22 protein-coding genes are annotated in these 26,212 nt (G+C 68.3%); 9 read left to right on the top strand and 13 right to left on the bottom strand.

Going from position 1 to position 26,212, the window contains the following annotated elements; translation table 11 throughout:
* Positions 1-40 precede the first annotated feature (40 nt).
* The 6 genes from yidC (at position 41) to A5724_RS06615 (ending at position 5,409) form a co-directional block, all read left to right on the top strand.
* The gene (yidC, locus tag A5724_RS06640; RefSeq protein ID WP_067798350.1) at positions 41-1,042 is read left to right on the top strand and encodes a membrane protein insertase YidC; all 1,002 of its coding nucleotides are present in this window, start codon (positions 41-43) and stop codon (positions 1,040-1,042) included.
* A 35-nt stretch (positions 1,043-1,077) separates the two neighbouring features.
* Positions 1,078-1,632: a R3H domain-containing nucleic acid-binding protein gene (locus A5724_RS06635; protein ID WP_067798088.1), complete on the top strand. Its 555-nt coding sequence runs from the start codon at positions 1,078-1,080 to the stop codon at positions 1,630-1,632.
* 50 nt (positions 1,633-1,682) lie between these two features.
* Positions 1,683-2,384, top strand: coding sequence for a 16S rRNA (guanine(527)-N(7))-methyltransferase RsmG (rsmG, locus tag A5724_RS06630; RefSeq protein ID WP_067798082.1), 702 nt, complete (start codon positions 1,683-1,685; stop codon positions 2,382-2,384).
* Positions 2,381-3,355: a ParA family protein gene (locus A5724_RS06625; RefSeq protein ID WP_067798078.1), complete on the top strand. Its 975-nt coding sequence runs from the start codon at positions 2,381-2,383 to the stop codon at positions 3,353-3,355. Before rsmG ends, A5724_RS06625 begins: the two co-directional genes overlap by 4 nt.
* A gap of 31 nt (positions 3,356-3,386) precedes the next feature.
* The gene (locus A5724_RS06620) at positions 3,387-4,373 is read left to right on the top strand and encodes a ParB/RepB/Spo0J family partition protein (RefSeq protein ID WP_067798347.1); all 987 of its coding nucleotides are present in this window, start codon (positions 3,387-3,389) and stop codon (positions 4,371-4,373) included.
* Positions 4,374-4,590: 217 nt separating this feature from the next.
* Positions 4,591-5,409 carry an acetyltransferase gene (locus A5724_RS06615; RefSeq protein WP_067798075.1) on the top strand — a complete coding sequence of 273 codons (819 nt, stop codon included), beginning with the start codon at positions 4,591-4,593 and terminating at the stop codon, positions 5,407-5,409.
* Positions 5,410-5,412: 3 nt separating this feature from the next.
* On the opposite strand, the gene A5724_RS06610 is transcribed toward A5724_RS06615, so the two are convergent.
* From A5724_RS06610 to A5724_RS06575, 8 genes are all read right to left on the bottom strand, one after another.
* On the bottom strand, positions 5,413-6,609 hold the full coding sequence (locus A5724_RS06610; RefSeq protein WP_067798072.1) for an N-acetylmuramoyl-L-alanine amidase: 1,197 nt from the start codon (positions 6,607-6,609) through the stop codon (positions 5,413-5,415).
* Positions 6,610-6,758: 149 nt separating this feature from the next.
* Positions 6,759-7,094: a thioredoxin gene (gene trxA, locus A5724_RS06605; protein ID WP_067798069.1), complete on the bottom strand. Its 336-nt coding sequence runs from the start codon at positions 7,092-7,094 to the stop codon at positions 6,759-6,761.
* The gene (gene trxB, locus A5724_RS06600) at positions 7,091-8,071 is read right to left on the bottom strand and encodes a thioredoxin-disulfide reductase (RefSeq protein WP_067798066.1); all 981 of its coding nucleotides are present in this window, start codon (positions 8,069-8,071) and stop codon (positions 7,091-7,093) included. The genes trxA and trxB overlap by 4 nt, the downstream gene beginning before the upstream one ends.
* 82 nt (positions 8,072-8,153) lie before the next feature.
* A complete protein-coding gene (locus A5724_RS06595; protein ID WP_369830612.1) occupies positions 8,154-8,924 on the bottom strand; it encodes a hypothetical protein in 771 nt (256 codons plus the stop codon).
* A gap of 9 nt (positions 8,925-8,933) precedes the next feature.
* Positions 8,934-9,500, bottom strand: coding sequence for an RNA polymerase sigma factor SigM (sigM, locus tag A5724_RS06590; RefSeq protein WP_067798061.1), 567 nt, complete (start codon positions 9,498-9,500; stop codon positions 8,934-8,936).
* Positions 9,501-9,564: 64 nt separating this feature from the next.
* On the bottom strand, positions 9,565-13,257 hold the full coding sequence (gene murJ, locus A5724_RS06585) for a murein biosynthesis integral membrane protein MurJ (protein ID WP_067798344.1): 3,693 nt from the start codon (positions 13,255-13,257) through the stop codon (positions 9,565-9,567).
* Between the two features lie 47 nt (positions 13,258-13,304).
* Complete coding sequence (locus A5724_RS06580; protein WP_067798058.1) at positions 13,305-15,701, bottom strand: DUF6049 family protein; 2,397 nt, start codon at positions 15,699-15,701, stop codon at positions 13,305-13,307.
* Positions 15,698-16,456, bottom strand: a complete 759-nt coding sequence (locus A5724_RS06575) for an NUDIX hydrolase (protein ID WP_067798055.1) — start codon at positions 16,454-16,456, stop codon at positions 15,698-15,700. Before A5724_RS06575 ends, A5724_RS06580 begins: the two co-directional genes overlap by 4 nt.
* A 109-nt stretch (positions 16,457-16,565) precedes the next feature.
* Between A5724_RS06575 and A5724_RS06570 the strand changes: the two genes are divergently transcribed.
* Both A5724_RS06570 and A5724_RS06565 read left to right on the top strand, forming a co-directional pair.
* Positions 16,566-18,026, top strand: coding sequence for a CCA tRNA nucleotidyltransferase (locus A5724_RS06570; RefSeq protein WP_067798052.1), 1,461 nt, complete (start codon positions 16,566-16,568; stop codon positions 18,024-18,026).
* Positions 18,027-18,032: 6 nt separating this feature from the next.
* Positions 18,033-18,521, top strand: a complete 489-nt coding sequence (locus tag A5724_RS06565) for a pullulanase (RefSeq protein WP_067798049.1) — start codon at positions 18,033-18,035, stop codon at positions 18,519-18,521.
* Here A5724_RS06565 and A5724_RS06560 read toward each other — a convergent pair.
* From A5724_RS06560 to A5724_RS06550, 3 genes are all read right to left on the bottom strand, one after another.
* Positions 18,516-21,824, bottom strand: a complete 3,309-nt coding sequence (locus A5724_RS06560; RefSeq protein ID WP_067798046.1) for an AAA family ATPase — start codon at positions 21,822-21,824, stop codon at positions 18,516-18,518. The genes A5724_RS06565 and A5724_RS06560 overlap by 6 nt on opposite strands.
* A 135-nt stretch (positions 21,825-21,959) precedes the next feature.
* Positions 21,960-22,733 (bottom strand): TIGR03084 family metal-binding protein, encoded by a 774-nt coding sequence (locus A5724_RS06555; protein ID WP_067798341.1) that lies wholly within the window; start codon positions 22,731-22,733, stop codon positions 21,960-21,962.
* A gap of 10 nt (positions 22,734-22,743) precedes the next feature.
* Positions 22,744-24,027: an MFS transporter gene (locus tag A5724_RS06550; RefSeq protein WP_067798043.1), complete on the bottom strand. Its 1,284-nt coding sequence runs from the start codon at positions 24,025-24,027 to the stop codon at positions 22,744-22,746.
* A gap of 118 nt (positions 24,028-24,145) precedes the next feature.
* Here A5724_RS06550 and A5724_RS06545 point away from each other — a divergent pair, with 118 nt between their 5' ends.
* The gene (locus A5724_RS06545) at positions 24,146-24,751 is read left to right on the top strand and encodes a YqgE/AlgH family protein (RefSeq protein WP_067798040.1); all 606 of its coding nucleotides are present in this window, start codon (positions 24,146-24,148) and stop codon (positions 24,749-24,751) included.
* Positions 24,752-24,753: 2 nt separating this feature from the next.
* On the opposite strand, the gene A5724_RS06540 is transcribed toward A5724_RS06545, so the two are convergent.
* Positions 24,754-25,095, bottom strand: a complete 342-nt coding sequence (locus A5724_RS06540) for a hypothetical protein (RefSeq protein ID WP_067798037.1) — start codon at positions 25,093-25,095, stop codon at positions 24,754-24,756.
* Between the two features lie 82 nt (positions 25,096-25,177).
* Entirely contained in the window at positions 25,178-26,083 is a 906-nt protein-coding gene (locus A5724_RS06535) for an LpqN/LpqT family lipoprotein (RefSeq protein ID WP_067798338.1), read from the bottom strand.
* Positions 26,084-26,212: the final 129 nt, after the last annotated feature.

The following is a 26,212-nucleotide window of genomic DNA, read 5'->3' as shown; positions in this document are numbered from 1 at the left end:
GTTCAGCCTGGACTTCATCTACTGGCCGGTGTCGGCAATCATGTGGGTTTGGTACAAGGCGTTCGCTTTCGTGCTGGGTCCGTCGAACTTCTTCGCGTGGGCGCTGGCGGTGATGTTCCTCGTCTTCACGTTGCGCGCAATCCTGTACAAGCCGTTCGTCCGGCAGATCCGCACCACCCGGCAGATGCAGGAGTTGCAGCCACAGATCAAGGCGCTGCAGAAGAAGTACGGCAAGGACCGCCAACGCATGGCGCTCGAGATGCAGAAGCTGCAGCGCGAGCACGGCTTCAATCCGTTGATGGGATGCCTGCCGATCCTGGCGCAGGTGCCGGTGTTCCTCGGGCTGTATCACGTGCTGCGGTCGTTCAACCGGACCGGCGGAATGATGGGCTTCGGCCACCTGAATCTGACGGTGGAGCAGAACCGGTCGATCGGCAACTACATCTTCAGCCCGACCGACGTAGCGCACTTCCTGGACGCCAATCTGTTCGGTGCGCCGATCGGCGCCTACATGACACAGACCACCGGGCTGGACGCGTTCACCGAATTCAGTAGGGGAGCGGTGATCGGCGTCGGGCTGCCGCTGATGATCTGCGCCGGCGTGGCGACCTACTTCAACAGCCGGGCGTCGGTGGCGCGGCAGAGCCCCGAGGCCGCGGCGAACCCGCAGACGGCGATGATGAACAAGCTGGCGCTGTACGTGTTCCCGTTCGGCGTCGTCGCGGGCGGGCCGTTCCTGCCGCTGGCGATCATCCTGTACTGGTTCGCGAACAACATCTGGACCTTCGGACAGCAGCACTACGTGTTCGGCATGATCGCCAAGGAGGAAGAGGCGAAGAAGGTCGAGGCGCAGGAGCGGCGGGCGGCCAACGCACCGAAGCCGGGTGCGAAACCGGAGAGGCAGCGCAAGGCGCAAGCCGAGGCCACCGAGATCACCTCGAGTGAGGGCGTCGAGGGCGACGCGGTGCAGGACGCCGAGAGCGCACCCCGGCCGGGTACGGCGCCGCGTCCAGGCGCGCGGCCGAAGAAACGTAAGCGTTGACCGGAGCAGTTTCCGGTGGAGAGGGAGAGGCAGGCATGACGGACGCCGAGACGACCGAACGCAGCGACGAGCTGGTGGGCGAGGACAACGGGACGGAAAGCTCATCCGGGACGATCGACGACGACCTGGAGGAGCGGTTGGTTGCCGAGGGGGAGATCGCCGGCGACTACCTGGAGGAGTTGTTGGACCTGTTGGATTTCGACGGGGACATCGACCTGGACGTCGAGGGCGACCGTGCCGTGGTGAGCATCGACGGCGGCAGCGACCTGAACAAGTTGGTCGGTCGCAAGGGTGAGGTGCTCGACGCGCTGCAGGAGTTGACCCGGTTGGCGGTGCACCAGAAAACCGGTGAGCGCAGTCGGCTGATGTTGGACATCGCGCGGTGGCGCCGGCGTCGTCGGGACGAGTTGGCGGCCCTGGGCGAGAAGGTGGCCCGTCGGGTGTTGGAGTCGGGGGAGCGCGAAGAGCTGAGTCCGATGACCCCGTTCGAGCGCAAGATCGTGCACGACGCGGTCGCCGCTGTCGACGGCGTGCGCAGCGAGAGCGAGGGTGTCGAGCCGTCGCGTCGCGTGGTCGTCCTGCTCGACTGAGTTACACCGATGTAGTTCTAGCCGCGCTGCCGGCCCGCTCGATCCGGAGGATGTTTCACGTGAAACATGCGGAGGTGTCCGCGGCGCCGGCAGCGGCCGCGATCCTCTTCGGATCGGAGACGGAGCGGGCGCACCGGTACGCCCAGATTCTGGCGGGCGCCGCCGTCGAGCGCGGCTTGTTGGGTCCGCGGGAAGTCGACCGGATCTGGGACCGTCACATACTGAATAGCGCCGCCGTCGGCGAGCTCCTCGGTCCCGAGGAGCGTGTCGCGGACATCGGTAGTGGCGCGGGCCTGCCCGGGATACCGTTGGCGTTGGCCCGACCGGATCTTCGGCTCACGCTCATCGAACCACTTCTTCGCCGCAGCGAGTTCCTGCGCGAGGTGGTCGACGACCTCGGCTTGAAGATCACGATCATCCGGGGGCGGGCCGAGGACAAGGCCGTGCGGCAGGAAGCGGGGGAGATGGACGCGGTGATCTCCAGGGCGGTGGCTCCGCTGGACAAATTGACGAGATGGAGCCTGCCGCTGTTGCGCGCGAAGGGCCGGATGGTCGCCATCAAGGGCGAGCGTGCGGAGCAAGAGATTCATCAGCACCGGCGTGTGATGGCATCGCTCGGTGCGGTCGATGTAAGGGTGATGAGATGTGGCGCGGATTACTTGGATCCACCCGTGACCGCGGTCGTGGCGCGGCGCGAGCCAACGGATCGGGTGGGCAGACGATCGCCGCGGTCGGGCAGGAGGAAGGGATGAGTCCGGTCGCCGACGGCGCGCACTCGCCGCGCGAGGAGCAGCAGTCCCCCGATGTTTCACGTGAAACATGGGACCCGGCGCCGCAGGAGCCCTGGACCGACCCTGCCGTGCTGGACACCCCGATCGGCGCCGAGGCCGAGCGTGCGGTCAAGCTGTTACACGCCGCGGCCAAGGGCGGGCTGCCCCGTCCGGCGCAGCAGCGCGTGTTCACCATCGCCAATCAGAAGGGCGGGGTCGGCAAGACGACGACGGCGGTGAACGTCGCCGCGGCGCTCGCGCTGCAGGGACTCAATGTGTTGGTGATCGACCTCGACCCGCAAGGCAACGCGAGCACCGCGCTGGGTATCGAGCACCGGGAAGGCACACCCTCTTCGTACGAGGTACTGATCGGGGAGATCCCGCTGGAGGCCGCGCTGCAACGCAGCCCGCATAGCGAGCGGTTGTACTGCGTGCCGGCCACCATCGACCTCGCTGGCGCAGAGATCGAATTGGTCAGCATGGTCGCCCGCGAGGGCCGACTGCGCACAGCGCTGGCCGGACTGCAGAACCACGACTTCGACTACGTGTTCATCGACTGCCCACCGTCGCTGGGCCTGCTGACCATCAACGCGCTCGTGGCGGCACCGGAGGTGCTGATCCCGATCCAGTGCGAGTACTACGCACTGGAAGGCGTGGGACAACTGCTCCGCAACATCGAGATGGTGAAGGCGCACCTGAACCCCGCGCTCAATGTCACCACCGTCATCCTGACGATGTACGACGGCCGGACCAAGCTCGCCGATCAGGTCGCCGCCGACGTTCGCGCCCACTTCGGCGACAAGGTGTTGCGCACGGTGATCCCGCGCAGCGTCAAGGTGTCCGAGGCGCCGGGATACGGGATGACGATCCTCGACTACGACCCCGGGTCCCGCGGCGCAATGAGCTACCTCGACGCCAGCCGCGAACTCGCCGAGCGGGCCATGCCCCGATGATTCGTTTCGTGTGAAAGAGGAGATTGCATCGATGACTCAACCGGCACGTAAGCGAAGCGGTCTCGGCCGGGGACTGGCCTCCCTGATCCCGACCGGCCCGGCGGACGGCGACCCCTCGTCGCTGAGCCCGCGGATGGGCGACGCCGCGGCCGATGTGGTGATCGGCGGACCGTCGGCCCCGGCCCCCGACGGTGCGCCGGTCGGTGACGTTGGGGCGGTGTACCGCGAGATCGACCCGTCGGCCATCGACCCGAATCCGCGCCAGCCACGGCAGGTGTTCGACGAGGAGGCACTCGCCGAACTGGTGCATTCGATCCGCGAATTCGGCCTCATGCAACCGATCGTGGTCCGCGCCGTGCCGGGCTCGCCGCGCTACCAGTTGGTGATGGGGGAGCGGCGCTGGCGCGCCGCTCAGGAGGCCGGCCTGGCGACCATCCCGGCGATCGTCCGCGAGACCGGCGACGACAGCATGCTGCGCGACGCCCTGCTGGAGAACATCCACCGCGTCCAGCTGAATCCGTTGGAAGAGGCGGCGGCCTATCAACAGTTGCTCGACGAGTTCGGCGTCACGCATGACGAACTCGCCGCCCGCATCGGCCGGTCCCGGCCGCTGATCTCCAACATGATCCGCCTGCTCCGGCTGCCCATCGCGGTGCAGCGCCGGGTGGCCGCCGGCGTGCTTTCCGCCGGACACGCCCGCGCGTTGCTGTCGCTCGAAGGCGGGCCGGAGCAGCAGGAGGAACTGGCGGCCCGCATCGTCGCCGAGGGGTTGTCCGTGCGGGCAACCGAGGAGGCGGTCACGCTGGCGAACCGCGAGGCCGCTCCCACGCCGACCGCTCCGCGCCGCAAGCCGATTCAGATGCCCGGCCTGCAGGACGTTGCCGAAAAGCTGTCGACGGCGTTCGACACCCGCGTCACGGTCAGTCTCGGCAAACGCAAGGGCAAGATCGTGGTCGAGTTCGGCTCCGTCGAGGATTTGCAGCGGATTGTCGACCTGATGAACTCGACCAACCGCTGACCCATCACACGGCGTAATTACGTCACTGTGACACCGACCGCGGCCGCCGCTGGCCGGATCGCCGCCCCCGAAGGAAAAGTCATGTGCAACAACGCGATTCGAGCCGACGACGGTAGCCGGTGAACGAACCCGGCGAAAAGAGGCCGCCGACGCCGCGGGCTTCTATCCTGGAGTGGCAGCCGAGCAAGTCAGCACCGCGTAGAACTCGGGGAGTTTAGTGGCAGCGCGAATCACGCCCCTGCGGCTCGAAGCGTTCGAGCAGCTGCCCAAGCACGCACGCCGATGCGTGTACTGGGAGGTGGATCCGTCGACCCTGAGGCGAGACGTCGCCGACCAACCGGCTCCGAGGCGAGACGTCGCCGATCAATCGGCTCTGAGGGCCGACGACCACCTCAGCGACCCCGAGTTCGAGAAGGAAGCGTGGCTGTCGATGGTCATGCTGGAGTGGGGGTCGTGCGGTCAGCTGGCCGTGCACTGCCGCGACAGCGAGGTCGACGACCCGGACCAGGACATGCCCCTGCCGCTCGAGGACAGCCCGTGCCTGGGCTACGTGTTCTACGCGCCGCCGCGCGCGGTGCCGCGTGCGCGACTTTTCCCGACCGGCCCGGTGAGTGCCGATGCGGTGCTGCTCACCTCGCTCGGCGTCGAATCCGGTCAGGACGCCGACGGCTTGTCGCGTCACCTCATCGCCTCGGTGGTGGAAGACCTGGTTCGCCGCGGCGTGCGCGCTCTCGAGGCGTTCGGGCACACCGCCGAGGTGACCGAACTGTCGGATCCCCGGGCGGTGTCGCCGGAGTTGCGCCCCGTCGTCGAGGTGCTCGGCGACTGCTCAGTGGAGCAATGCGTGCTGGATGCTGATCTGCTGCAAGACGCGGGCTTCGTCGTCGTCAGCCATCACCGCTACTTCCCGCGGCTTCGGCTGGAACTCGAGCAGGGGCTGGGCTGGAAGGCCGACGTCGAGGCGGCGCTGGAGCGGCTGCTGGAGTCGGCACAGTTGCAGCAGCCCGTCGGCGCAGGCGCCGGTCCCTGCATCTAGGGATCAGCTGGGGCTGACGCGGCCTGCCTGCTCGACCGACAATTCGTGGGCCAGCAGTTCGGCGAACGTGAAAGTGCCGGTGGGGCGGTCGTTCTTGCCGAGCAGATACAGCCGCTTGACCGCGGCGAGGATACCTTCTGCGAGCGCGTCGCGGGCCTGCGCCTGTACCAGCATCGCACGGTCGCGCGGATTGCTGATGTAGCCGACGTCCACCTGCACGGTGGGCATCCGGGTCAGCCGCAGCAGATCCCAGGTCCGGCCGTGGGTGCGGCAGTCGCGTAAGCCGGTGCGCGCCACCACTTCTCGCTGAATGAAATCGGCCAGCATCCGACCGATGGTGGACACCGAACCGTGCGAATTACCGAAATGGAAGGATGCGACGCCGTTGGCATTCGGGCTGGCCTGGGTGGCGCAGCGCAGGCTGATCATCATGTCAGCGCCGACGGTGTTGGCCGTCGCTGCCCGCTCCACGTCGGAGGGGGCGCGGTTCACCGGCCGCGACAGGAAGGTCTCCATGCCGATGGCGGTCATCCGGCCTTCGAGCCGACTTGCCAAGTCCCACAGGATGTCTGCTTCGCTGATCGGTCCACCCGGACCGTTCATGATGAGGCCGTGATCGCTGCCGCCACGGCCTGGATCGATGATGATCCGCTTGCCCGACAACCGCGGTCCGGAGCGGCGAACCAGCTCCTCCTCGCGGATGGCGTGCGGCGAGCCGCCCGTGACGCGTGAACCGAGAAAGTACAAGGAGCGCAATGTTTCTGGGCCACAGATGCCGTCGGGGTAGAGGCCGTATTCACGCTGATACGACATCAGCGCGTTGTGCGTCTGCAGGCCGAAGTGGCCGTCGACCAGCCCGGTGTAGAAGCCCAGGTCCTGCAACCGGGCCTGGAGCGTCGCGACGTCGTCGCCGTACATCGGTGCACCGAATTGGTGATTGAGGGTGCGGGCACCCAATCGGTATGAAGCTTCTTTCAGCGCACGGAAAGTCGCTTCGCCGACGATGCCGTCGACGAGCAGTCCGCGGTGCTGTTGGAAGGCGCGCACGGCATGGTCGAGGTCGTCATCGAACACCTCGAGCGCGACGTGCCTACCGGTGGTCAGGTCCTCGTCGGGGTTCTCGACCATGCCCAACGCCGCAAGAGCTGCCCGGATCTCGGTGACCGCACCCCCGCGATCACCGCGACGCAGACTCGACATCCCTCGACCCTTCCCCGGCTGCCCTCCGACCGGTGTATGTCAGCCCGAAACGTGCTGACGAAGCAAAGACAGGCTAGGCAGCATTGTCGCAGACTAAACCTGCTTTTGAGAAAACCCCAGGCGGGGTGTCAGGCCCGCAAATCGGGGCGTTAGACCACGTCAGCGAGCTCGCGCAGCAGCGCGGCCTTGCCTTTCGCGCCGACGATCCGCTTCACCGGAGCGCCGTCCTTGAACAAGATCATCGTCGGGATCGAGACCACCTGGAAGTCGCGGGCGGTGGCCGGATTGGCGTCGACGTCGATCTTGGCCACCTTGAGCGCGCCTGCCTTCTCGTTCGCGATCTCCTCGAGCACCGGAGCGACCATCTTGCACGGTCCGCACCAGGTGGCCCAGAAGTCGACGAGCACAGGCGTGCTGCTGGTCAGCACGTCCTCGGAGAACGAGTCGTCGGTTACGGCGACGGTGGCGGACGTCTTCTCGGTCATACTGGTGCTCCAATCAGATCGGTGTTGTCGTCGGTTGTGGCCGAACCGTTTTCGGCGAGCCAACGCTCGGCGTCGATGGCCGCCGAACAACCGGTGCCCGCGGCGGTGATGGCTTGGCGGTAGGTGTGGTCGACGAGATCGCCCGCGGCGAACACCCCGTCCACCGAGGTGCTGGTGGTGCGGCCCTTGGTGAGGACATAGCCCTCCGCGTCGAGGTCAACCTGACCGCGTACCAGCTCCGAGCGGGGGTCGTGACCGATCGCGACGAACACGCCCGTGACGGCGAGCTTGGACTCCTCGCCGGTCACCGTGTTGCGCAGCCGGACCCCGGACACCTTCGGGTCACCCTCGATCTCGGTGACCGCGGTGTTGGTGAGGAAGCGGATCTTCTCGTTGCTCCTGGCGCGCTCCAGCATGATCTTGGAGGCGCGGAACTCCTCGCGGCGGTGGATCAGCGTGACGCTGTTGGCGAACCGGGTCAGGAAGGTGGCTTCTTCCATCGCCGAGTCACCACCGCCGACCACCACGATGTCCTGGTCGCGGAAGAAAAAGCCGTCGCAGGTGGCGCAGGTGCTGACACCGAGGCCGATGAGCGCTTCTTCGCCGGTCACGCCGAGGTGCCGGGCGGCGGCGCCCATCGCGAGAATGACGGCGCGCGCGTAGTGGGTCTCGTCGCCGACGGTGACCGACTTCACCGGCCCGTTCAGCGATACCGCGTCGACGTCTTCCATCCGCAAGTCCGCGCCGAAGCGCAGCGCCTGCTCACGCATCTCGTCCATCAACTCCGGGCCGGTGATGCCGCTGCGGAAGCCGGGGTAGTTCTCCACCTCGGTGGTGGTCATCAGCGCACCGCCGAACTGGATGCCTTCGAACACCAGCGGTTTGAGTTGGGCGCGCGCCGCGTAGATGGCCGCCGTGTAACCGGCAGGGCCCGAGCCGATGATGATCACGTCATGGACGGTGGATGAGGAGGTCATGCGAACCTTTCTGCCGTATCACGTCGGCACGGGTATAAACACCAGCGTATGCCCCGGTGTTCCCCGCGGCTTGCAGGACAGATTACGGCCGCGCGAGCAGGGTGTTGGCCAGCAGCCCGGTGTGCCCGGCGGTGCAATCGGGCGCGACGACCAGCGCCAGCACCGTGCCGGGTGAATGGGCAGGCAGCAGCATCAAAATTCCCGGTCGGCCGTCCATGTCGACGGGCCGCGCGCCCAGCACCGGGGTGGTGGCGGCGTAGCCCAGTTCCGACAGACAGGCCGCCCTCCTGCCGGGGTCGGCGAGGGGGCCCCAGTCCGGGGCCTGGGTCAGCAGCGCGGTGATCTGCGAGGTGGGCAGCGGCAGTTCGGTGGCAGGCCGCGACACCGTGATGCGTTCGGCCGTCGGCCCCATCGACCATGTGGGGGCGGGCGGGCGCGTCAACATCAGTGCACCGACGGCGGCGCCGACGAGCGCCGCGCCGACCCCGGTCACCAGCGCGACGAGCTGCCACCGCGGCGCCTGCCGGGCCGAATGGGCCGGGGCGTCCCGCTGTGCGCGCAGCGCGGCCCCGATACGGGCCGTCACTGCGGCGGGCACCTCGGGCGCCGAGGCGGCGTCGCGGCCCAAGTCGGCGAGGGCGGCGCGAACCTTGTCCAGCGAGGCCAGCATGGCCGCGGCGTCCGGGTCGTCGCGGATCCGCCTACGTAGTGCGGCGGCGGTGTCGTCGTCGAGGAGGCCGGCCTGCAGGTCGGCCAGCACCTGGAGGGTGAGCGGCGCCTGGTCGCGGCCCGCGTCGTCGTCCATCGCTGCCCCCGCCGGTTGTGTCCCGCCCTGACGCAAGCCAGTCTCCACCACGCACGGTTAGACGGTGGCGTGGCCGTCCCGGTTCCGTAGGTAAGCGAGCGTCTCGGCCAGCTTCGCCCTGCCCCGCGAACATCGGCTCTTCACGGTGCCTTCGGCGATGCCGAGCATGCGTGCGGTTTCGGCCACCGAGTAGCCCTGCATGTCGACCGCAACGACGGCTGCGCGTTGCTCCAGCGGCAGCCGCATCAGCGCACGCTCGATCACGATCGTGGTGTCCACCCGCGGTGTCGGGTCCCCGGTGTGGCAGGCATCGGTATCCAACGTCACCGCGGCGTGAGTCCTGTTGCGGCGCAACCGGTCCAGGCAGGCGTTCAGCACGATGCGGTACAACCAGCTGCCGACGGCGGAGTCGTGCCGGAAGGACGGTGCGCTGCGGTGCGCCTTGAGCATCGCGTCCTGCAGCGCGTCGGCGGCGTCCTCGGGATCCCGGCTGGTCATCTGTGCCAGCCGGTACAACTGGCGGTGGTGCCGGTAGAACAGCTCCTCGAACGCGTAGCGGTCGCCGGCGATATGCGCCGCCAGCAATTCCTTGTCCGACCGGTCGATTCCCCCAACACTCCCCACAGCCGAACACTAAACGGCGCCGGAGGTCGCTCCGGACACAAGTTTGGCGGGCTGGGGATGAACGCTAGGACGCGGCTTTGAGCGTGATCTCGGCGATGTCCGAGCGGCTCTTGCCGTCGACCTGGCCCAGCGTCGACACCCAGACCAGCACGTTGGAGGTCGCCGTCGGGTTGTCCACCTTGATCGTGTTCGACCCGGGCTTGAGCGTGGTGGCTCCCACCAGCACCGTGGTGTCGTCCAGCGACGCGGGTGTAGGCGTCTGGGACGCGCGGATCTGCACCGCGGTGCCCGTACTGTCCAGGTCGATGGTGACCTCGCCGAGCTTGGTGGGTTGCGGCAGTTGCAGCATCAGCCCGACGCCGTTCTTGAAGTTCGGGAACGGAACCGGGTCGGTGTAGGTGTCGATCGGCCAGGCCGTCGCCGAGTTGCCGTCGATGGCCAGTCCAGCCTGATCGGGTGCGTCGGCCTCGCCCTCCGGCGAAAACACCGTCACCCGAACGGGTTTCACGACGCTGCCGGTGGAGGCGCCGTCGGCCTGTGCCGAGGTGGTCGGCGCGTTGAGGCCCAGTTGGTCGCCGCCGAGACCGCCGCCGACGTCGCCGAATATCCGGCTCAACACCGACGCCAGCACCACCAACGCGACGACGATGATGGCGCCGCCGACGCCCAGCCCGATCAGCAGTCCCTTGCGACGACGCCGTGCGGACTCCGGGTCGTCGGCGGGGGCGCCACGATAGCGGGCCGGTGGTGAGGCGGTGGGCTCGTCGACCGGTTCGATCAGTTCGGTGCGGTCAGCCACAGCGGTGGCCTGCTGAAGAAGGTTCAACAGGGTCGGCGCGCTGCGGATGCCGCCGCCGTCCTGTACCGCGCGTGCCGCCGCCGCAGAGATCTGGAACGGGATGTCGCGGTCGACCGCGCGCGGTTCGACGGGTTGGCCCGCGGCGTCGACGTCGGCCTTCGCCAAGCCGCTGCGGACCCCGGACTCGGCCAGCGGCCAGCGGTTCACCAGCAGCGCGTAGAGCGCGGCGCCGATGCCGCGGATGTCGTCCTCGGGAGTCGCGTCGGGCAGCGTCGCGGGGAAGGCCAGCGCCACGTCGCCCTCGATGCTGACCCGGATCCGGCTGGGATGGTCGATCGACAGCGCGACACCGGACCGGTGTGCTGCCTCGGCCGCGGCGGCCAGCGACTGGATCGCACGCGCCCCGCCGATCGGCGACGGCGACGTCTCGGCGACCTCCGCCAGCGATCCGCCGCGGATCCACTCCGAGACCACCAGACCGCCGGACCCGGTGCTCGTGACGTCGAGCACGCGCGCGACGCCTGGCATGTCCAGCCGGCTCAGCTTCATCGTCCGCGACAGGATCTCCTGCAACTGGTCGTCGGCCAGCGTGGCATCGGGGTCGACGAACGTCAGGGCCACCTGCCGGTCCAGTGCGGTGTCGAGCGCCTGCCAGAACTGCAGGTTCGGCGGGCCGCCGTGAAACACCAACAGCCGGTACCGACCGCCGGCGATGGACGCGCCGGGAATCAGGTGGACGTCCTCGTCGGAGGTCGCGGATTCGATCGCGGGTTCCCGCGGGGGAGCGAACGACATGGCCTCGCGGGTGGGATCGCCGCCGTAGTCGGCGGGCGGGCGACCGGATGTCGGCATCGGCGCCGTGCCGTTCGCCTCGGGCACGTCGTGTGCCCGGGTTTCGGTCGGATCGGCGGGCACGTCCGGCGCGAAGTCTTCGGCCGACCCTGAATCCGGGGCCGGCGGGCGGGGGATCTTCGTCGTGGCGGTGCCGTCAGAACCGGCGGCGGCGCCGGTCGCTTGGTCGTCGGTCACCGCGGGTCCCTTCCTGAGCCAGTCACCGGCAACGTCGGCCGGAGGTTCGCGCCGGGCCGCAGCCGGGAACTGACGATGGCGTGACGCGAACGAATTCCTCTGATCAGCGTACGTGAGGGGGCCACTTGGGCGTGGCCGGTCGGCCGGGGCGACCCGCGGTGCGGCTACGCCGCCCTGGCCCCGAGGTGCGGGCCCGCCGCCCCTGCCGAGGCGGCGTCGAACGGCCGCCAGCGCGGCCTGCGCGTCGGGCACCCGGGCGGCCAACATGACGCCGACGATGATCGGCACCATGATCACGCCGAGCACCGTCAACCGCAGCAGCGATCCGCCGCCGCCCCAGTTGCGGGTCAGCGATTCGAGCCCGAGCAGCTGATCGACGATATGCGCGATCAGACCGGCGACCAACGACGCGGTGATCGTGACCAGGATGGTCCGCGCCACCGCGACGCTGATCAACCGGCCGCCGGGCGGATGCAGGCTGGCACGCAACAGGAAGTAGCCGACCGTCGCACCGGCCAAGAAGCCCAGCCCATTGGCCAGGCCCAAATAGCCGGCCACCAGTTCGCGGTCGTCGGTCAGGTAGGGGGCCAGCAGCGACGCCACGATCTTCACCGTGGTGATCACGACGATCAACACGATCGGCGTCCACGGTTGCTCACGGGCGTAGAACACCCGAAGTTGAAGCAGCACAAGGGCATACGGGATCAACGTGAACGCGCTCAAGGTGATCGCCACGCCGAGATACCCGGCGTCGGTCTCACCGAAGTTGCCGTAGGCGAACAACGCGGTGCCGATCGCGGGTCCGCCGACGGTCATGATGGCGACGATCGGGATCAGGGTCACCATCGTGAGCCGGGTGGCCAGCGACAGGTCGGCCAGCACGGCGGGGACGTCGTCGGCGGCGGCGTTGCGGCTCAACCGGGGCATCACCACGGTAAGCACGGTCACGCCGATCATGCCGAACGGCAGCATCAGCACCAGCCAGGTGTAGTTGTAGATGGCCGGGCCGGAAGCCGCTGCCTCACTGGCGATCTGGTTGCCGACGATCAAGCCGATCTGGCTGATCAGCACGTACAGCACCATGGCCGAGGCCATGGTGCCGAACTTCTTGAGCCGGGCGTCGATGCCCCACAGCGGACGCAGGCTGATGCGTTCCTGCCGGATGGCCACCAACAGCACGGCCGTCTGCGCGAACACCCCGAGCGTCGTGCCGATGCCGAGCACCAGCAACTTGGCGTTGCCCATCTCGACGGGATCCAGCGAAAGTTCGCCGGGCACAAGGACGTACAGGCCCAGCGTGGCGATCGCCACGACGTTGTTGACCACCGGCGCCCACGCAGGCGGCCCAAACACGTTGCGGGTGTTCAGAATCGCCATGAACACTGACGACAACCCGTAGAACAGCACCTGCGGCAGCAACAGGTAGGCAAACGCCGTCGTCAGCGACCGGTTGACTTGAGGGTCGCTGCCCAGCATCAGCCGGACCAGTAGCGGGGCGGCAGCCACGGACAGGACGGTGACGACCACCAGCAGCGCGGTGGCCAGCGTGACCAGTCGCCGCACGAAAGCGGTGCCGCCGTCGGGGTCGTCGCGCTCGGCGCGGGCCAGTACGGGGACGAAGATCGCCGTGAACGTCGCCTCGAGCACCAGCGCAGCGATCAGGTTGGGCAGCTGGTTGGCCACCGAGAACGCCGACGACAGCGCCGCACCGAGGATCGCGGCCAACAGCACGATGCGGGTGAAGCCGGTGATGCGGCTGACCAGCGTCGCGAACGCCATGCCCCACGACCGGGACACCACTGCGGCGTCGGACAGCTCGGGGCGGCCTGCCCGCCGCCGCGGGGCGGGCCCGCGCGGCAACCGTTGCGGTGGTGGCCTGCGCGGCGGTGGGTAGGCAGGGGCCCGAGGCGGGTAGCGCCGCGGCGGCACCTTGTTGAACGGCGGTGGCTGCGGCGGACGGGGTCCGCCGATCGTGCTCACGTGTCCCCGCCCGAGGAACGGCTGACCGCTGGCGGCGGCGATTCGTCGACGTCGTCGGCATAGGCGATCGCGACGTCGATCGGGTCGGGCCGGTCCAGGTCGGCGCGGTCGGGCTGGCCCCGCCACCGGTGCCACAGCCGGCGGCCGACGAGCAGTGCCAGCACCGCCCCGCCCGTCAGCGTGATGAAGAACAGCACCTTGCCGTAGGCGTTGGAGTGCACCGAGAGCCGCACCGGCTCACCCAGGGGCAGGCCGTCGGCGGTGCGCAGCGCGACGTCCACCGCGACGCGCTGCGTGAAGTGCACCTCGATCGGCACCTTCAGCGGCAGGAAGCCGGGCGGCAGCACGATCTCGCCCATGTCGGTCACCGTCATCCCTGGCGGCGCGTCGATCTGCAGCCGGACCCGGATCGGCACCGGCAGGTCGTTGCGCAGCGCCAGCGGCAGCGGGCTGTGCTCGGTGGCCAGTGTGTATGAACCGCCGGGGTTGACGATCGTGACCGCCCCGAGCAGGTCGTCGACCGTGCGGCCGACGGTCGTCAGCCGCTGCTGCGCGAGCCCGTTGCGGGCATCCGGCCGCACCGACTGGCTCAACGCCCGCAGCAGGTCCTCCCGCAGCGGCGCCGTGTACTGCGGGCCGGTCAGCCCGGTGCGCTCGTCGGTGGTCAGGGCGCCCGTCAACCCCCACAGCCGGCCGGCCGCGGCGGTGATGCCGGAGACGACACCGTCGTCGAACCGGCCGCGCGGATTGCCGAGGTCATCATCGGGCATCGGGGCGAGGTCGTCGGGGGCGATGGTGTTGGTCTCGCTGATCACCGCCGTCAACGGCCGCGGCACCGCCAGCCCGGCGTGGATGGTCGATGCGACGGCGGTGAGGATGGCCTGCGCGTCGTCGGGGGACAGGTTCCACGTCAGCGGCGGGGTCAGCAGTTGGGAGCGTGGTTCGGTGTCGGGGTGAAGACCACGCCACAGCAGGGAACCCAGCGCATCCTGGCGGCGGGCCACCTGCGAGTCGTGTTTGACCGGAATGTCAAGCGACGGATCGAGATACGACGGCGACGCCGGGTCCGTCCCGGCTCCCGCGAGTGCGGCCCCGACCGTCGGGTCGAACGGCGCGACGGCCACTTGGGGGGTGTACCGCACCGGCCTGACGTCGGCTGTCGCGGGCTCGCCGGTGGCGGAGTCTTGCGCAGGGCTGTTGGCCGCGCCGATCGCGACGGTCGGGCCCTGCGCCGAAAGCAATTCGACGCCGGACCCGGTCAGCGGTCCGTCACCGACGAGCGTCGCGCCGCGCGTCGTGGCGACCCCGAGGATCTGGTCCACGACGTCGGCGGCGCTCTTGGTGGCGATCGCGCCGAGGCCCTGGTCGTCGACCCGCTGCAGTGCGTCGAGGTCTGCCTGCGCATAGGTGGTCGACGCCACGCACATGCGCTGGGCCAGCGCCTTGAGCCGATTGAGCCAGGCGATCGCGGCCTCCTGGCCGGTGCCGGGATGCGTCGGCGTGCCAGGCCCGGCGTCCGGTGCGTCGTTGACGACGTAGCCGCCGGTCATCGCGTTGACGGTGACCAGCAGATCGGGGTCGACGGCCAGGCACATGGCGTTGCGTACCTCGCCGCTGGGGTCGACGGGCGGGCTGGTGGCGAACTCGACGGCCGACAGGAGGATGTCCAGCCGCCCGCCGGGCGCCAGCGACGTCGCGAGGTCGTCGTCGATCAACCGCACCGGCGTGGTGCCGCCGGGAGCGCCCGCGGCCAGCCGGGGCCGGTCGGCCAGCGGCCAGAACATGGTCAGCCGGACCGGTTTGGAGGTGTCGGGCGGTACCACCGCCGTCACCGCGTCGGCCGCGGTCTCGGCGGCGGGCTCGGGCGGAACGCCGAGCACGGGCAGTAGGAAGCGGGCGTCGTCGAGTCGGGCAGGTGCGCCGTAGTCGGGGGTGCCGTTGACGTTGACCATGACCGGGTACACGCCGGGTTTGTCGATCTGCAGCGACGGCAGCTCCGCGGACCGCAGCGGATAGGACAGAGCGAACGGAACAGCGTGTCCGCGAACCAATTCCGGCGCCAGCGTGATGAAGTCGGCGACGGGTTCGTATTGGTCGACGTTGCCCGTCAGGTTGGTGCGCAGCCCGGCCGACGAGGTGACTGCGGCGGCGTGTTCGAGGCGCACCACCACATCGCGCACCGGCCGGTCGCCGACGTTGACGACCGAGCCGGTGACGGTGACCAACGGCTCGCTGGTGGTGGTGACGACGTCAGGGGTGATCCGGTCGATACGGATCTGAAGGAACGGCGCCGCGCCGGGCTCAGCCGAGGCGGCGTGCGGGAATGCGATCGGGCTGGCGATCAGCGTCAGCAGCGCCAGGACGGCGAGCAGTCGCGCCAGCACCACTGTCACGGCCCTTGTCCGCACCCGTTCGTCCGGCGAGATGGCTGTTCGTCGGGACGGCGGTTGCGGGTGTGCGAGTGCGTCTGGGCGCGCCTGCGCGGTGAGGTCCGCGGCAGTGGCGGCAATGCGGCTGGCCCATCCGCATGCAACTTGTCGATCAACTCACCGGCGACCTCGGCGAGCCGTCGTTCGTCGGCGTAGGCCAGCCGCGACGGCAACTCCCGCAGCGGCACCCACGCCACCTCGCTGACCTCGACGTCTTCGTCGGACAGTTCACCGCCGAGGAACCGCATCAAATAGTGGTGCACGGTCTTGTGCACGCGCCGACCCTCGGTGACGAACCAGTAGTCGATGCTGCCGAGCGCGGCCAACACGCTGCCCTGGATACCCGTCTCCTCGGCGACTTCACGGATCGCGGTCTGTTCTGCGGTCTCGCCCAGTTCGATGTGGCCCTTGGGCAGCGACCACAGCATGCGTCCGCGCCGGTCGATGCGCCCGATCAGCGCGGCGACCTGTGTCTCCTTCGGGCCGTCGATGCCATCGATCACCAGCCCGCCCGCCGAGGTCTCGTGCACGGTGCGCAGGCGGTCGGTGGGCCGGCGCGGGCGGGATTTCTGCGGTTTAGCCTGACCGTTGGGCTGATCCTGCTTGCCTGGTAGCGATTTGGCGTTGCGGTGTTCGGTCGATTCGGGCGGGCCTGCCGCGCGTCGGCCGCGGCGCCTCCCCCGGCGCCGTCGTGGTTTGGCCTGCTCGCCGTCCGACACCTAAGCGATGGTAGCTGCCACGAAGTTTCGGCCCCGCCGCACTCACCGGTCGTGACTGACCCGTTGCACATTCGCGGCCTGCGGCACCGTCAGATTAGGGTTATCGAACGTGCCCGAATCTGCTGCTGATGCCGAACTGCTGGCAGGCGCCGCCAAGGCGTTGAACCGTCACAGCGCACCGCTGAGCGAACTGGGCGCAATCTTCGCTGACGCCGGCCACGAGTTGTATCTCGTCGGCGGCAGCGTGCGCGATGCGTTGTTGGGTCGGCTCGACAGCGACCTGGATTTCACCACCGATGCACGGCCCGAGCAGATGCAGAAGTTGCTCCGGGTGTGGGCCGACGCGGTGTGGGACACCGGCATCGAATTCGGCACCCTCGGCGTCGGCAAGAACGGCCTGCGGCTGGAACTGACCACGTTTCGCGCCGATACCTACGATCAGGTGTCGCGCAACCCGGAGGTACGGTTCGGCGACCGCCTCGAGGACGATTTGGTCCGCCGCGACTTCACCGTCAACGCGATGGCCGTGCGCATCACGCCGACCGGTTTCGGCGAATTCCTCGATCCGCTTGGCGGTTTGGCGGCGCTGCGGGGCAAAGTGCTCGACACCCCGTCGCGCCCGGAGGTGTCCTTCGGCGACGACCCGCTGCGGATGCTGCGGGCCGCGCGGTTCGTCTCACAACTCGGCTTCACCGTCGCGCCGCGGGTGCTGACCGCATTGCTGGAGATGGCGCCGCAATTGAGCCGCATCACGGTCGAGCGCGTCGCCGCGGAACTGGACAAGCTGCTGCTCGGTGCCGACCCGGTCGCGGGCATCGACCTGATGGTGCAGACCGGTCTCGGCGACGTAGTGCTGCCCGAGGTGGGCGACATGCGGATGGCCATCGACGAACACCATCAGCACAAGGACGTCTACTGGCATTCGCTGACGGTCTTGCGGCAAGCCATCGCCCTCGAGGATGACGGGCCGGATCTGGTGCTGAGGTGGGCGGCATTGCTGCACGACATCGGCAAGCCGGCCACCCGCAAGCACGAGGCCGACGGAGGGGTCAGCTTTCACCACCACGAGGTCGTCGGCGCCAAGATGGTCCGCAAGCGGATGCGGGCGCTGCGCTACTCCAAGCAGATGGTCGACGACGTGTCGCAGCTGGTGTACCTACACCTGCGCTTCCACGGATACGCGGATGACAAGGGGGCTGGCAAGTGGACCGACTCGGCGGTACGCCGATACGTCACCGACGCGGGCCCGCTGCTGGGCAGGCTGCACAAGCTGGTGCGCGCCGACTGCACCACCCGCAACAAACGGCGCGCGGCGCGGCTGCAGGCCAACTACGACAACCTGGAGCGCCGCATCGAGGAGTTGGCCGCCAAGGAGGATCTCGCGCGGGTGCGACCCGACCTCGATGGCAACGAGATCATGAAGGTCCTCGGCATTCCCGCCGGCCCCGAAGTCGGGGAGGCGTGGCGGTACCTGAAGGAGCTGCGGCTGGACCGCGGACCGTTGAGCCACGACGAGGCGGTCGACGAGTTGACCAAATGGTGGAACGCACGAGGCGGCCGCGACGTCTGAGTAGTCGTGGAGTACTGCCTTGGCGACCCGGACGGCTCGGCGATCATGTGGACCGCTGACCCGAATGTCGATGTCGACGGCGATGGGGCGCTGGACGCGGTCGGCCTGGATTTCGACGGCGACGGCCTGGTCGATGACGCGATGGCCGACTTGGACGGCGACGGCCTCGCCGAACACATGGTCCGCGACCACGACACGCAGGCCGCATTCTTCACCGACGACGGCACCGGCACCTGGGCGGTCAGCGTCGACAGGGCGGGGCAGTTGCGGTGGTTCGGGCTCGACGGCGTCGAGCACACGGGTGGGCCCGCCGTCGACGTCGACGGCGACGGACAACCCGATGACCGGCTGACGGACACCGACGGCGACGGCCTGGCGGACCGTGCCATCTCCGGTGACCTGGCCTATGTGGACACCGACGCTGACGGCCGGTGGGATGTCAAGCTCGCCGATTCCGACGGTGACGGCAGAGCCGATGCGGCCACCGAGCTATAGCGCGTCCAGCACCGCCCTGGCGTCGATCAGGTCGGCGGTGTCGAAGCCCTCGGTGAACCAGTCATAGACCGGCGTCAGCAGGCTACGAGCGTCCTCGATTCTGTTCTGCTGCAACCACAGTCGAGCCAGGCTGGTCGCCGCGCACAGTTCCCAGGACTTGGCCTGCTGCTGGCGTGCGACTGCCAGCGCTCGCTGGAAACAGCGTTCTGCGTCGGCATGGGAGTGCTGGCGCCGCAGCAGCTCACCCTTGATCCGGTGCACCTCGGCCTCGTAGAGCCGTTCGTCGTTGCGCTCGACGATCTGCAGCGCTTCGTCCAATAGCTGTATGCCCTGGCCGAATTCGCCGAGCGCGCCGTAGGCATCGGCCAACACCGCGTGGAACCACGGCCACACGGCGCCGATGTTGGCCGCGCGCCGACGGTTCATCGCCTCCCGAATGTCAGCGATGCCCGCGGTCACGTCACCCTCCTTTACCGAAGCCCAACCTCGGGGCAGCAGGCACCATAGCCACACGGCGTCAAGGCCGTGCTCGGCGGATATCGCGAGCGCCTCCTCGGCCTGTGCGCGTGCGCTCGCCGTGTCGCGGCGCAGTTGCGAAAGCTGAGCCGCAAACAGAAGTGTTATCGCGATGCTGTAGGGATGGGCGAGCGCTCGCGCGTGCGCGATCGTCCGATCCATGGTTTGTACTGCCTCGGCCGGGTACCCGAACGCCCAGTCGGCCAGCGCGCTCACATACCCACAGACGACTCCTGAATCCTGGCTGAAGCGCATCACGCAGGTACGGTGTTGGTCGGGATCGTAAAGCGCCAAACCCGCACGGCTGTGTTCACGGGCGCCGACCAGATCTCCTTGCCACCATGCCGTGTAGGCCAGCATTCGGTGTCCAACTGCGAGCACGAGCGGATCCTGCTGCGGCTGCGCCAACTCGACGAATTCCTCACCCAGCGATCTGGCCTCGCGCAGGTTGCCGTGCACCATCTGCCCATACCCGAATCCGGCTAGCGCCGGGAACAGTTCGGGAGTGCTGCCAACTTGTCGTGCCAATTGGAGCGCCCTGGCATGAATGTCCTCGACCGCTTGCGGCCCGCGAATGAAGCTCAACGACGGGGCCAGAACCAGCTGAAGAGACAGTTCCAGTTTCGCCCGTTGCGGTGTATCAGGCAGTGCAGCAAGCAATTCCAAACCGCGGCCAGCATGACTCGCGGCCTCGTGGTTCGCGTACCGCTGCAGTGCGCGCTGTGCGGCGACGTGCCAGTAGGGAATGGCGCGCTCGGTCAAACCGGCTTCCGTGTAGTGGTGCGCCAGGAGTTCGGGCCGCGTCTCCACTGTTTCAGGGAAGCGCGATACGAGCACATCGGCGATGCGTTGATGGTGTTGTTGGCGGGTACTCTTCAACAACGATTGATATGCCGACTCCTGCACGAGCGCGTGCTTGAAACGGTAGATCGCATCGGGCGGTACACCGTTTTCGTAAAGGAACTCGGCCGCCACAAGTCGCTCGAGACCGTCACGCAGAGCATCGTCGTCCAGCGGCGAAACCGCTTGTAGCAGTTGATAGCTGAACTCGCGTCCGAGAACAGCACCCAGTTGCGCCAGACCCTTGACCGGCGCCAGCCGGTCGAGGCGAGCCATCAAGGAGTCCTGCAGGGTGCTGGGGATCGCGAGTGGTGGGAGTGGACCGGTGAGCGCGTAACGGCCCACGCGTTCCTCGAGCATGCCCGACTCCAGCAGCATCTTGGTGAGTTCCTCGATGAACAACGGGACGCCGTCGGTCTTGGCGACCACCTCCGAAACGACCTGCCTCGGCAGCGACTTCCCCTGCGCGACTTCGTGAGCCAACTCGACGGACGCGTCGCTCGGCAGGCGATTGAGTTCGATCACGGTGACGTTGGAGGCTGTATTCCACGGCGGCGAGAAGTCGGGGCGGCAGGTGAACACGGCCATGATCGGTTCGGTGCCGATCGCATCGACCACCATGGTCAGGTAGTCCAGGGTGGTCGGATCGATCCAGTGCAGATCTTCCACGATGAGCATCACCGGTTGCTTCCTCGACCTGCGAAGCGGGATCGCCGTCAGAGCGTGCATGGTTTCCTGCTTCTGTTGATTTGCAGGTAGGTCGCGCGACACGTACTCGGCGCCAAGCGGAATCGAAAGCAGGGAGCAAAACAGGGGGACAGTTTCGGGCAGCGAGAAACCGGTTTCCACCAAGAAGCCTTCGAGCTTGGTCAACTTCTGTGCCAGCGAGTCATCACGCCCGAAGCGCAATACGATTCGCTCGAGGAGATCGACTACGGGATAGAACGCGGTGTGTTGGTAGTAGGGCGAGCACTGCATGTGCGTGAACCAGGCTTTCCGGGACGAGGCGTGGTCGGTGAGTTCCTTGACCAACCGGGACTTGCCGATGCCCGCCTCGCCGGTCACCAGCACGGCCTGCCCTTGACCGGTTGTCGCTTCGGCCCAGGCCTTTTCGAGCATCCCTAACTCGGCCTCCCGCCCCACCAACGGTGTCAGGCCGGTGCTCGCGAGCGCTTCCAATCGGGTTCGCGCGGTGCTCTCGTAAAGCACCCGATAGACCTGAAGCGGTACCGAAACCCCTTTCAGCGGCGGGCTGCCGAGCGGTTCGTATGCGAACAAGCCGCCGAGTAGCTGATGCGTCAAGGTGCCGATCACCAATGTGTTCGGTGCGGCGAGAGCCTGCAGCCGGGCTGCGATGTTCGGTGTGTCGCCCAGCACCATGTCGTCGTGACCGGTCCTGCCGACTTCATCACCGACGACGACCAACCCGGTGTGGCAACCGATCCGCACCGCGAGTGAGACCCCGTACCTCTCGGAGAGGGCGGGGTTGAGCTGCCCGACGGCGTCGATGATGCCGAGACCGGCGCGGGCCGCGCGCTGTGCGTCGTCTTCGTGCGCATGCGGATAACCGAAATAGACGAGTAGGCCGTCACCAAGGTACTGAGCGATGTGACCGTCGAAGCGAGCGATCACCTTCGCGCATGCGTCGTAGTAGGACGCGACGATCTCGCGCCACTCCTCAGGGTCGAAGCGGCTCGCCAACGATGTCGATCCGACGAGATCGCAGAAGAACATGGTCAGTTGTCGGCGTTCCCCGTGGTGCTCGGCGGTCCAGACCAGCCCCTGCGGTTCCTCGGTGATGTCTGGGTGGGCGAACAACAACTCGGCCCGCAACGCGTCCAAGCGCTCGTCGTCGAGACCGAAATGCTCCTGCAAGGCGCGATACGACACCCGGCCCCTGCTTCGCAGCAGAGCCACCGTCTCGTCGACCACAGCGTAAAAATCCATGTGCCCCCGCTCCGAGAAGCGTCAGGTCAATGGTGCGACACGTCAGCGGTATCCAGCGGGCACCTGGCCGAAATTGCAGCCAGGGTCGTTGAAAACTGAAATTCACAGCCCTGTGCGCAAATTCGAGCCGCTGCGTCAGCGCCCCGGTCCCGGCGGACCCGCGAACGCCTGTGCGATGCCGAGCCACGTCTCGGCGTCGGCGCCGACGGCCTGCACGTCGAGCGCCGCGCGGGCCCGCCGCTGCGTCACCAACATGCAGAAGTCTTCGGCTGAACCGGTCACGCGTTGCGCGGCATCGTCGGGACCCCACTCCCACGTCGAACCATCGGGGGCCTGAAGCTCGACGCGAAACGGCTCCGCGGGTGGGGTCAGCCCGTTGATCGAGAACGCGAAGTCGCGTGTGCGCACGCCGATGTGGGCGATCGACCGTAGCCGCGCGGTGGGGGGCCGCTTGACCCCGAGTGCGTCAGCGACGTCGAGGCCGTGCGCCCAGGTTTCCATCAACCGGGCGGTGGCCATCGACGGGGCGCTCATCGGCGGGCCGAACCACGGCAGCTTGCGGCCATCCGCTACACCCAGCAGTTCGTCATGCAGCCGGTGCCGGGTCTGGCGCCAGTCGGCGAGCAATCGGTCGGGCGGCAGTGCGGCGAGTTCTTCGGCGCCCGCGTCGACGAAGCCTGTCGGATCCATGGCCGCCTCGGCCAGCACGTCGGCGAAGCCCGCCTCGTCGGTCACCGCGGTCAGCGCAACGCGATCGGTCCACAGCAGATGCGCGATCTGGTGTGCGATGGTCCAACCGGGCGCCGGTGTGGCGTCGGCCCACCGCTCGGCGGGCAGGTCGGCCACCATGGCGTCCAGGTCGTCAGTTTCCGCACGAAGGTCGGCCACCATCGGCTCCGCTGTCGCCATGCGGCTCACCTTAACCCTGTGCCGAACCGCGCCGGGCGATGCCGACGTGCGCGGCCAGGCCCGCGACGTACACCGCCACCCCGGCGAGCACCAGCGTGGGCTGGTGGCCGTCGGGGGGAATGACGCTAGCCGCCAACGCGATCGCGGCGATGAACGACATCCAGAACAGCGAGTCCTGCACGGTGAACACGTGCCCGCGCAGGGCGTCGTCGACGTCGATCTGCATGGCGGAATCGGCGCACAGTTTCACCACCTGCCCGGCGGCGCCGAGTAGGAACCCGCACAGCACCATCACAGGGAGTTGTAAGCCAGCGCCGCACAATTGGACGATCGCGGCGAAGGCCAGCGCGCCGTTCGGCGCGGCGTAGCGGCCGAAGCGCTGAACCAGGCTTGGTGTGAGTGCGGTCGCCAGGAAGGAACCGACAGCGGTGGCCGCGAAGAACGTCGCCGCGGTGCCCAGCCCGGCCACCCCGCCGAGGTTGGTCTGGCGCACCATCACCAGCACCAGCAGCGTGTTGATGCCGATCGCCATCCGGTGGGCGGCCAACCCGGACAGCGTCGCCGTCACGGTCGGGACCGCGAGCACCGTGCGGGCACCGTGCAGCCAGCCGGTGGCCACCGCGTAGAGCACCGACCCGTGGATCGACCGCTTGCTCTCGTGCGGTCCGAGGATGTGCGGCGGGAACCGCACCGACAGCAGCAACGCCACCGCGACGGGCGCGGCGACGATGAAAATGATTGTGGCGGCGCCGGTGTCGTCGGCGCCGAACAGCCAGCGCGGCACCAACATGAACAGTGCGCCGCCGAATGCGGCCACCCCACCGGTGGCGGTGGCCACCGCGTTCATCGTGACCACCTGCCCGCGGGGCACCACGTCGGGCAGCGCCGCCGACAACCCGGACGACACGAAGCGGGTGAAGCCGTTGACGATCAACGCGCCGAACAGAATCGCGTAATCGCCGGCGCCCGCGGCCAGCAGCGCACCGACCCCGAGGACGAGCAGCAGCCTGCCGAAATTCGCGGCGATCAGCACGACGCGGCGGTCCCAGCGGTCCAGCAGCGCCCCTGCGAACGGGCCGAGCAGCGAGTACGGCAGGTACAGGACGGCGAACGCGGCGGCGATTTCCCACGGGCTCGCGGCCCGTTCGGGATTGAACAGCAGCCCGCCCGCCAACCCCGCCTGGAACAGGCCGTCGCCGGCCTGGCTGACGGTGCGTAGTTCGAGCAGCCGCCAGAACTCGGGCAGCGCTCGCACCGATCGCCACAGCGCGATCGGTGGGCGGGTGTCGGCCAAGAAAAATCACGTCCTGGTTGAGCGGTATTGCGGATCGGCAACCCGACCCACAGTACAAATATCTCGGCGGGCCGCGCTTGTTCCCCCGACGACCCGTTGCCGGTGACATGATGGTGATGTGGCGCACTCAGAAGATCCCGAGGACTTCGTCGCTCCTGCGGCGCAGCGGGTGCGTGCGGGAACCTTGCTGTTGGCCAACACGGATCTGCTCGAACCGACGTTTCGCCGCAGCGTCATCTACATCGTCGAGCACAACGACGGCGGCACCCTCGGAGTGGTGCTGAACCGGCCCAGCGAAACCGCGGTCTACAACGTGCTGCCGCAATGGGCCAAGCTCGCCGCCAAGCCGAAGACGATGTTCATCGGCGGGCCGGTGAAGCGCGACGCGGCGCTGTGCCTGGCGACGCTGCGGGTCGGCATGGAAGCCAACGGGACGCCGGGGCTGCGGCATGTGCAGGGCCGGATGGTGATGGTCGACCTCGACGCGGATCCCGACGTGATCGCTCCGGTGGTCGAAGGCGTGCGAATCTTCGCGGGTTACTCAGGCTGGACGATCGGTCAACTGGAGGGCGAGATCGAGCGCGACGACTGGATTGTGCTGTCGGCGTTGCCATCTGACGTGCTGGTCGAGCCGCGGGTGGATCTGTGGTCCCGCGTGCTACGCCGTCAGCCGTTGCCGTTGTCGCTGCTGGCCAGCCATCCGATCGACGTCAGCCGCAACTGAAATCACTTGCAGGACAGCGTGCAACTCGCGCAGGAGCCTGCGCAGTCCGGCGCCGCGGCCTGCCCCGCAGCGACCACCTTGGCGCTCTGCCAGCAGCCGGCCGCCACGGTGCTGATCGCGCCGATGACGCAGACGATGATCACCACCAGTCCGGTCTGCGGTTTGGCTGACAGCGCGACCGCGCCGCCTGCGGCGAGCATCACCGCGGCCGCCAGCTGGATCGGCGCGACGCCGCGCAGCACCTGGCGCACGTAGTCACCGGAGCGAGGCCGGGTCAGCAGCCAGACGCCGAGTCCGGCGGTCGCGACGGCGGCGCACAAACAGAGCACCGCGGCGATCAGCATGCGCCACACAATACGAGCCCGGTGGCCAGTCTGCCGAATGAGGCCGTCCCCCGGGCGCCAGGCTTCGCCCGGGGGACGACGACTATCCCGTTTGCCCCGTCGGCTGCGAAAGCGCCGATAACTGGGGCAGGCCCGGCACGGGGGCTTGCGGTGGTGCCGGGGTCGGTGGCCCGGGGAGGCTCACCTTGAAGCCGTTCACGATCGCGTCGGTAGCGTCCGCCGCCGCGACGACCTGGTCGACGCTTGTCGTCACGGCGAGCGATACGAGGTACTTGTCGGGGCCCGCGGTGGCGATGACGTTGCGTCGCGACGTGTTCAGCGTCATCGAGTTCTCGCGGTAGGTGCCTTCGATGACAGATGACGGGAACCCGCCGAAGTCGGCGAGCGAACCGTCGGTGGCCCGCCACGCCGGCAGCACCTGGCTGTCGACGAAGCCGTGGCTGATGGCCTCCTTGGGGTCGAAGTCGCCGACCAGCTTGTAGACCTTGACCTGCGCGTTGGTCGAGTACAGCCCGTTGCCGCCGACCCGGTCGGCGATCACCGCGAACGCGTCGGGCACATTCGGGTCCGGGACCTGCGACCAGCCCTTCGGCATCGGCAGCACGATGTTCAGCGCCTTGAAGTCGCGGCTGTTCTGCGGCTCCATCGCGACGTTCTTCGACTTGAAGTACTCGGCGAGGGTGCCCGACGCGGCGGGCGTGATCGTCACGGGCGGCGGGGCGGGCACCGCCGGAACCTCGATGCCGCCCGGCACCGCCGCCACCTGTGCTGCTGTGGCGGGCGCCACGGCGGGTTGGCCGAGCATCTGGGGCGTCGCGGCGTTGGGCGCCACGGTGACCGTCTGGGTGACGGTCGCGGGCATGGGCAACGACGGTTGCGGGAACACCGGCTCTGCTGATGCGGTGGTTCCGGCGAAGCCGACGACGGCAGCTACACCGGCTGCCGTGCCACCTGCCAGAAGCCGCCAGCGGCGGGCGATCTCGTTCATCGACGGCGGTCCTTCCACGTGCGTCGGGGTGCGTCATATCCCAGTCAGGCGCCGACCGTATCCCGCGCGCAGCGTTAGCCACCAGAGCCGGGACCGTCCTGGGACCAACCTCTGACCGCTCCGCAATGG

It is taken from the genome of Mycobacterium sp. ACS1612, assembly GCF_001667505.1.
GTDB lineage: Bacteria > Actinomycetota > Actinomycetes > Mycobacteriales > Mycobacteriaceae > Mycobacterium.
This window is presented reverse-complemented; position numbering and strand designations above follow the sequence as displayed.

What these genes read in the sequence shown, in the direction of transcription:
- yidC (WP_067798350.1), top strand. Translation starts at nt 41, where the DNA reads ATGTGGGTTTGGTACAAGGCGTTCGCTTTCGTGCTGGGTCCGTCGAAC.
- trxB (WP_067798066.1), bottom strand. Translation starts at nt 8,071, where the DNA reads ATGACCTCCTCATCCACCGTCCATGACGTGATCATCATCGGCTCGGGC.
- A5724_RS06555 (WP_067798341.1), bottom strand. Translation starts at nt 22,733, where the DNA reads ATGGCGACAGCGGAGCCGATGGTGGCCGACCTTCGTGCGGAAACTGAC.
- A5724_RS06560 (WP_067798046.1), bottom strand. Translation starts at nt 21,824, where the DNA reads ATGGATTTTTACGCTGTGGTCGACGAGACGGTGGCTCTGCTGCGAAGC.
- A5724_RS06625 (WP_067798078.1), top strand. Translation starts at nt 2,381, where the DNA reads ATGAGTCCGGTCGCCGACGGCGCGCACTCGCCGCGCGAGGAGCAGCAG.
- trxA (WP_067798069.1), bottom strand. Translation starts at nt 7,094, where the DNA reads ATGACCGAGAAGACGTCCGCCACCGTCGCCGTAACCGACGACTCGTTC.
- A5724_RS06635 (WP_067798088.1), top strand. Translation starts at nt 1,078, where the DNA reads ATGACGGACGCCGAGACGACCGAACGCAGCGACGAGCTGGTGGGCGAG.
- A5724_RS06620 (WP_067798347.1), top strand. Translation starts at nt 3,387, where the DNA reads ATGACTCAACCGGCACGTAAGCGAAGCGGTCTCGGCCGGGGACTGGCC.
- A5724_RS06540 (WP_067798037.1), bottom strand. Translation starts at nt 25,095, where the DNA reads ATGCTGATCGCCGCGGTGCTCTGTTTGTGCGCCGCCGTCGCGACCGCC.
- A5724_RS06535 (WP_067798338.1), bottom strand. Translation starts at nt 26,083, where the DNA reads ATGAACGAGATCGCCCGCCGCTGGCGGCTTCTGGCAGGTGGCACGGCA.
- A5724_RS06610 (WP_067798072.1), bottom strand. Translation starts at nt 6,609, where the DNA reads ATGTCGAGTCTGCGTCGCGGTGATCGCGGGGGTGCGGTCACCGAGATC.
- rsmG (WP_067798082.1), top strand. Translation starts at nt 1,683, where the DNA reads ATGTTTCACGTGAAACATGCGGAGGTGTCCGCGGCGCCGGCAGCGGCC.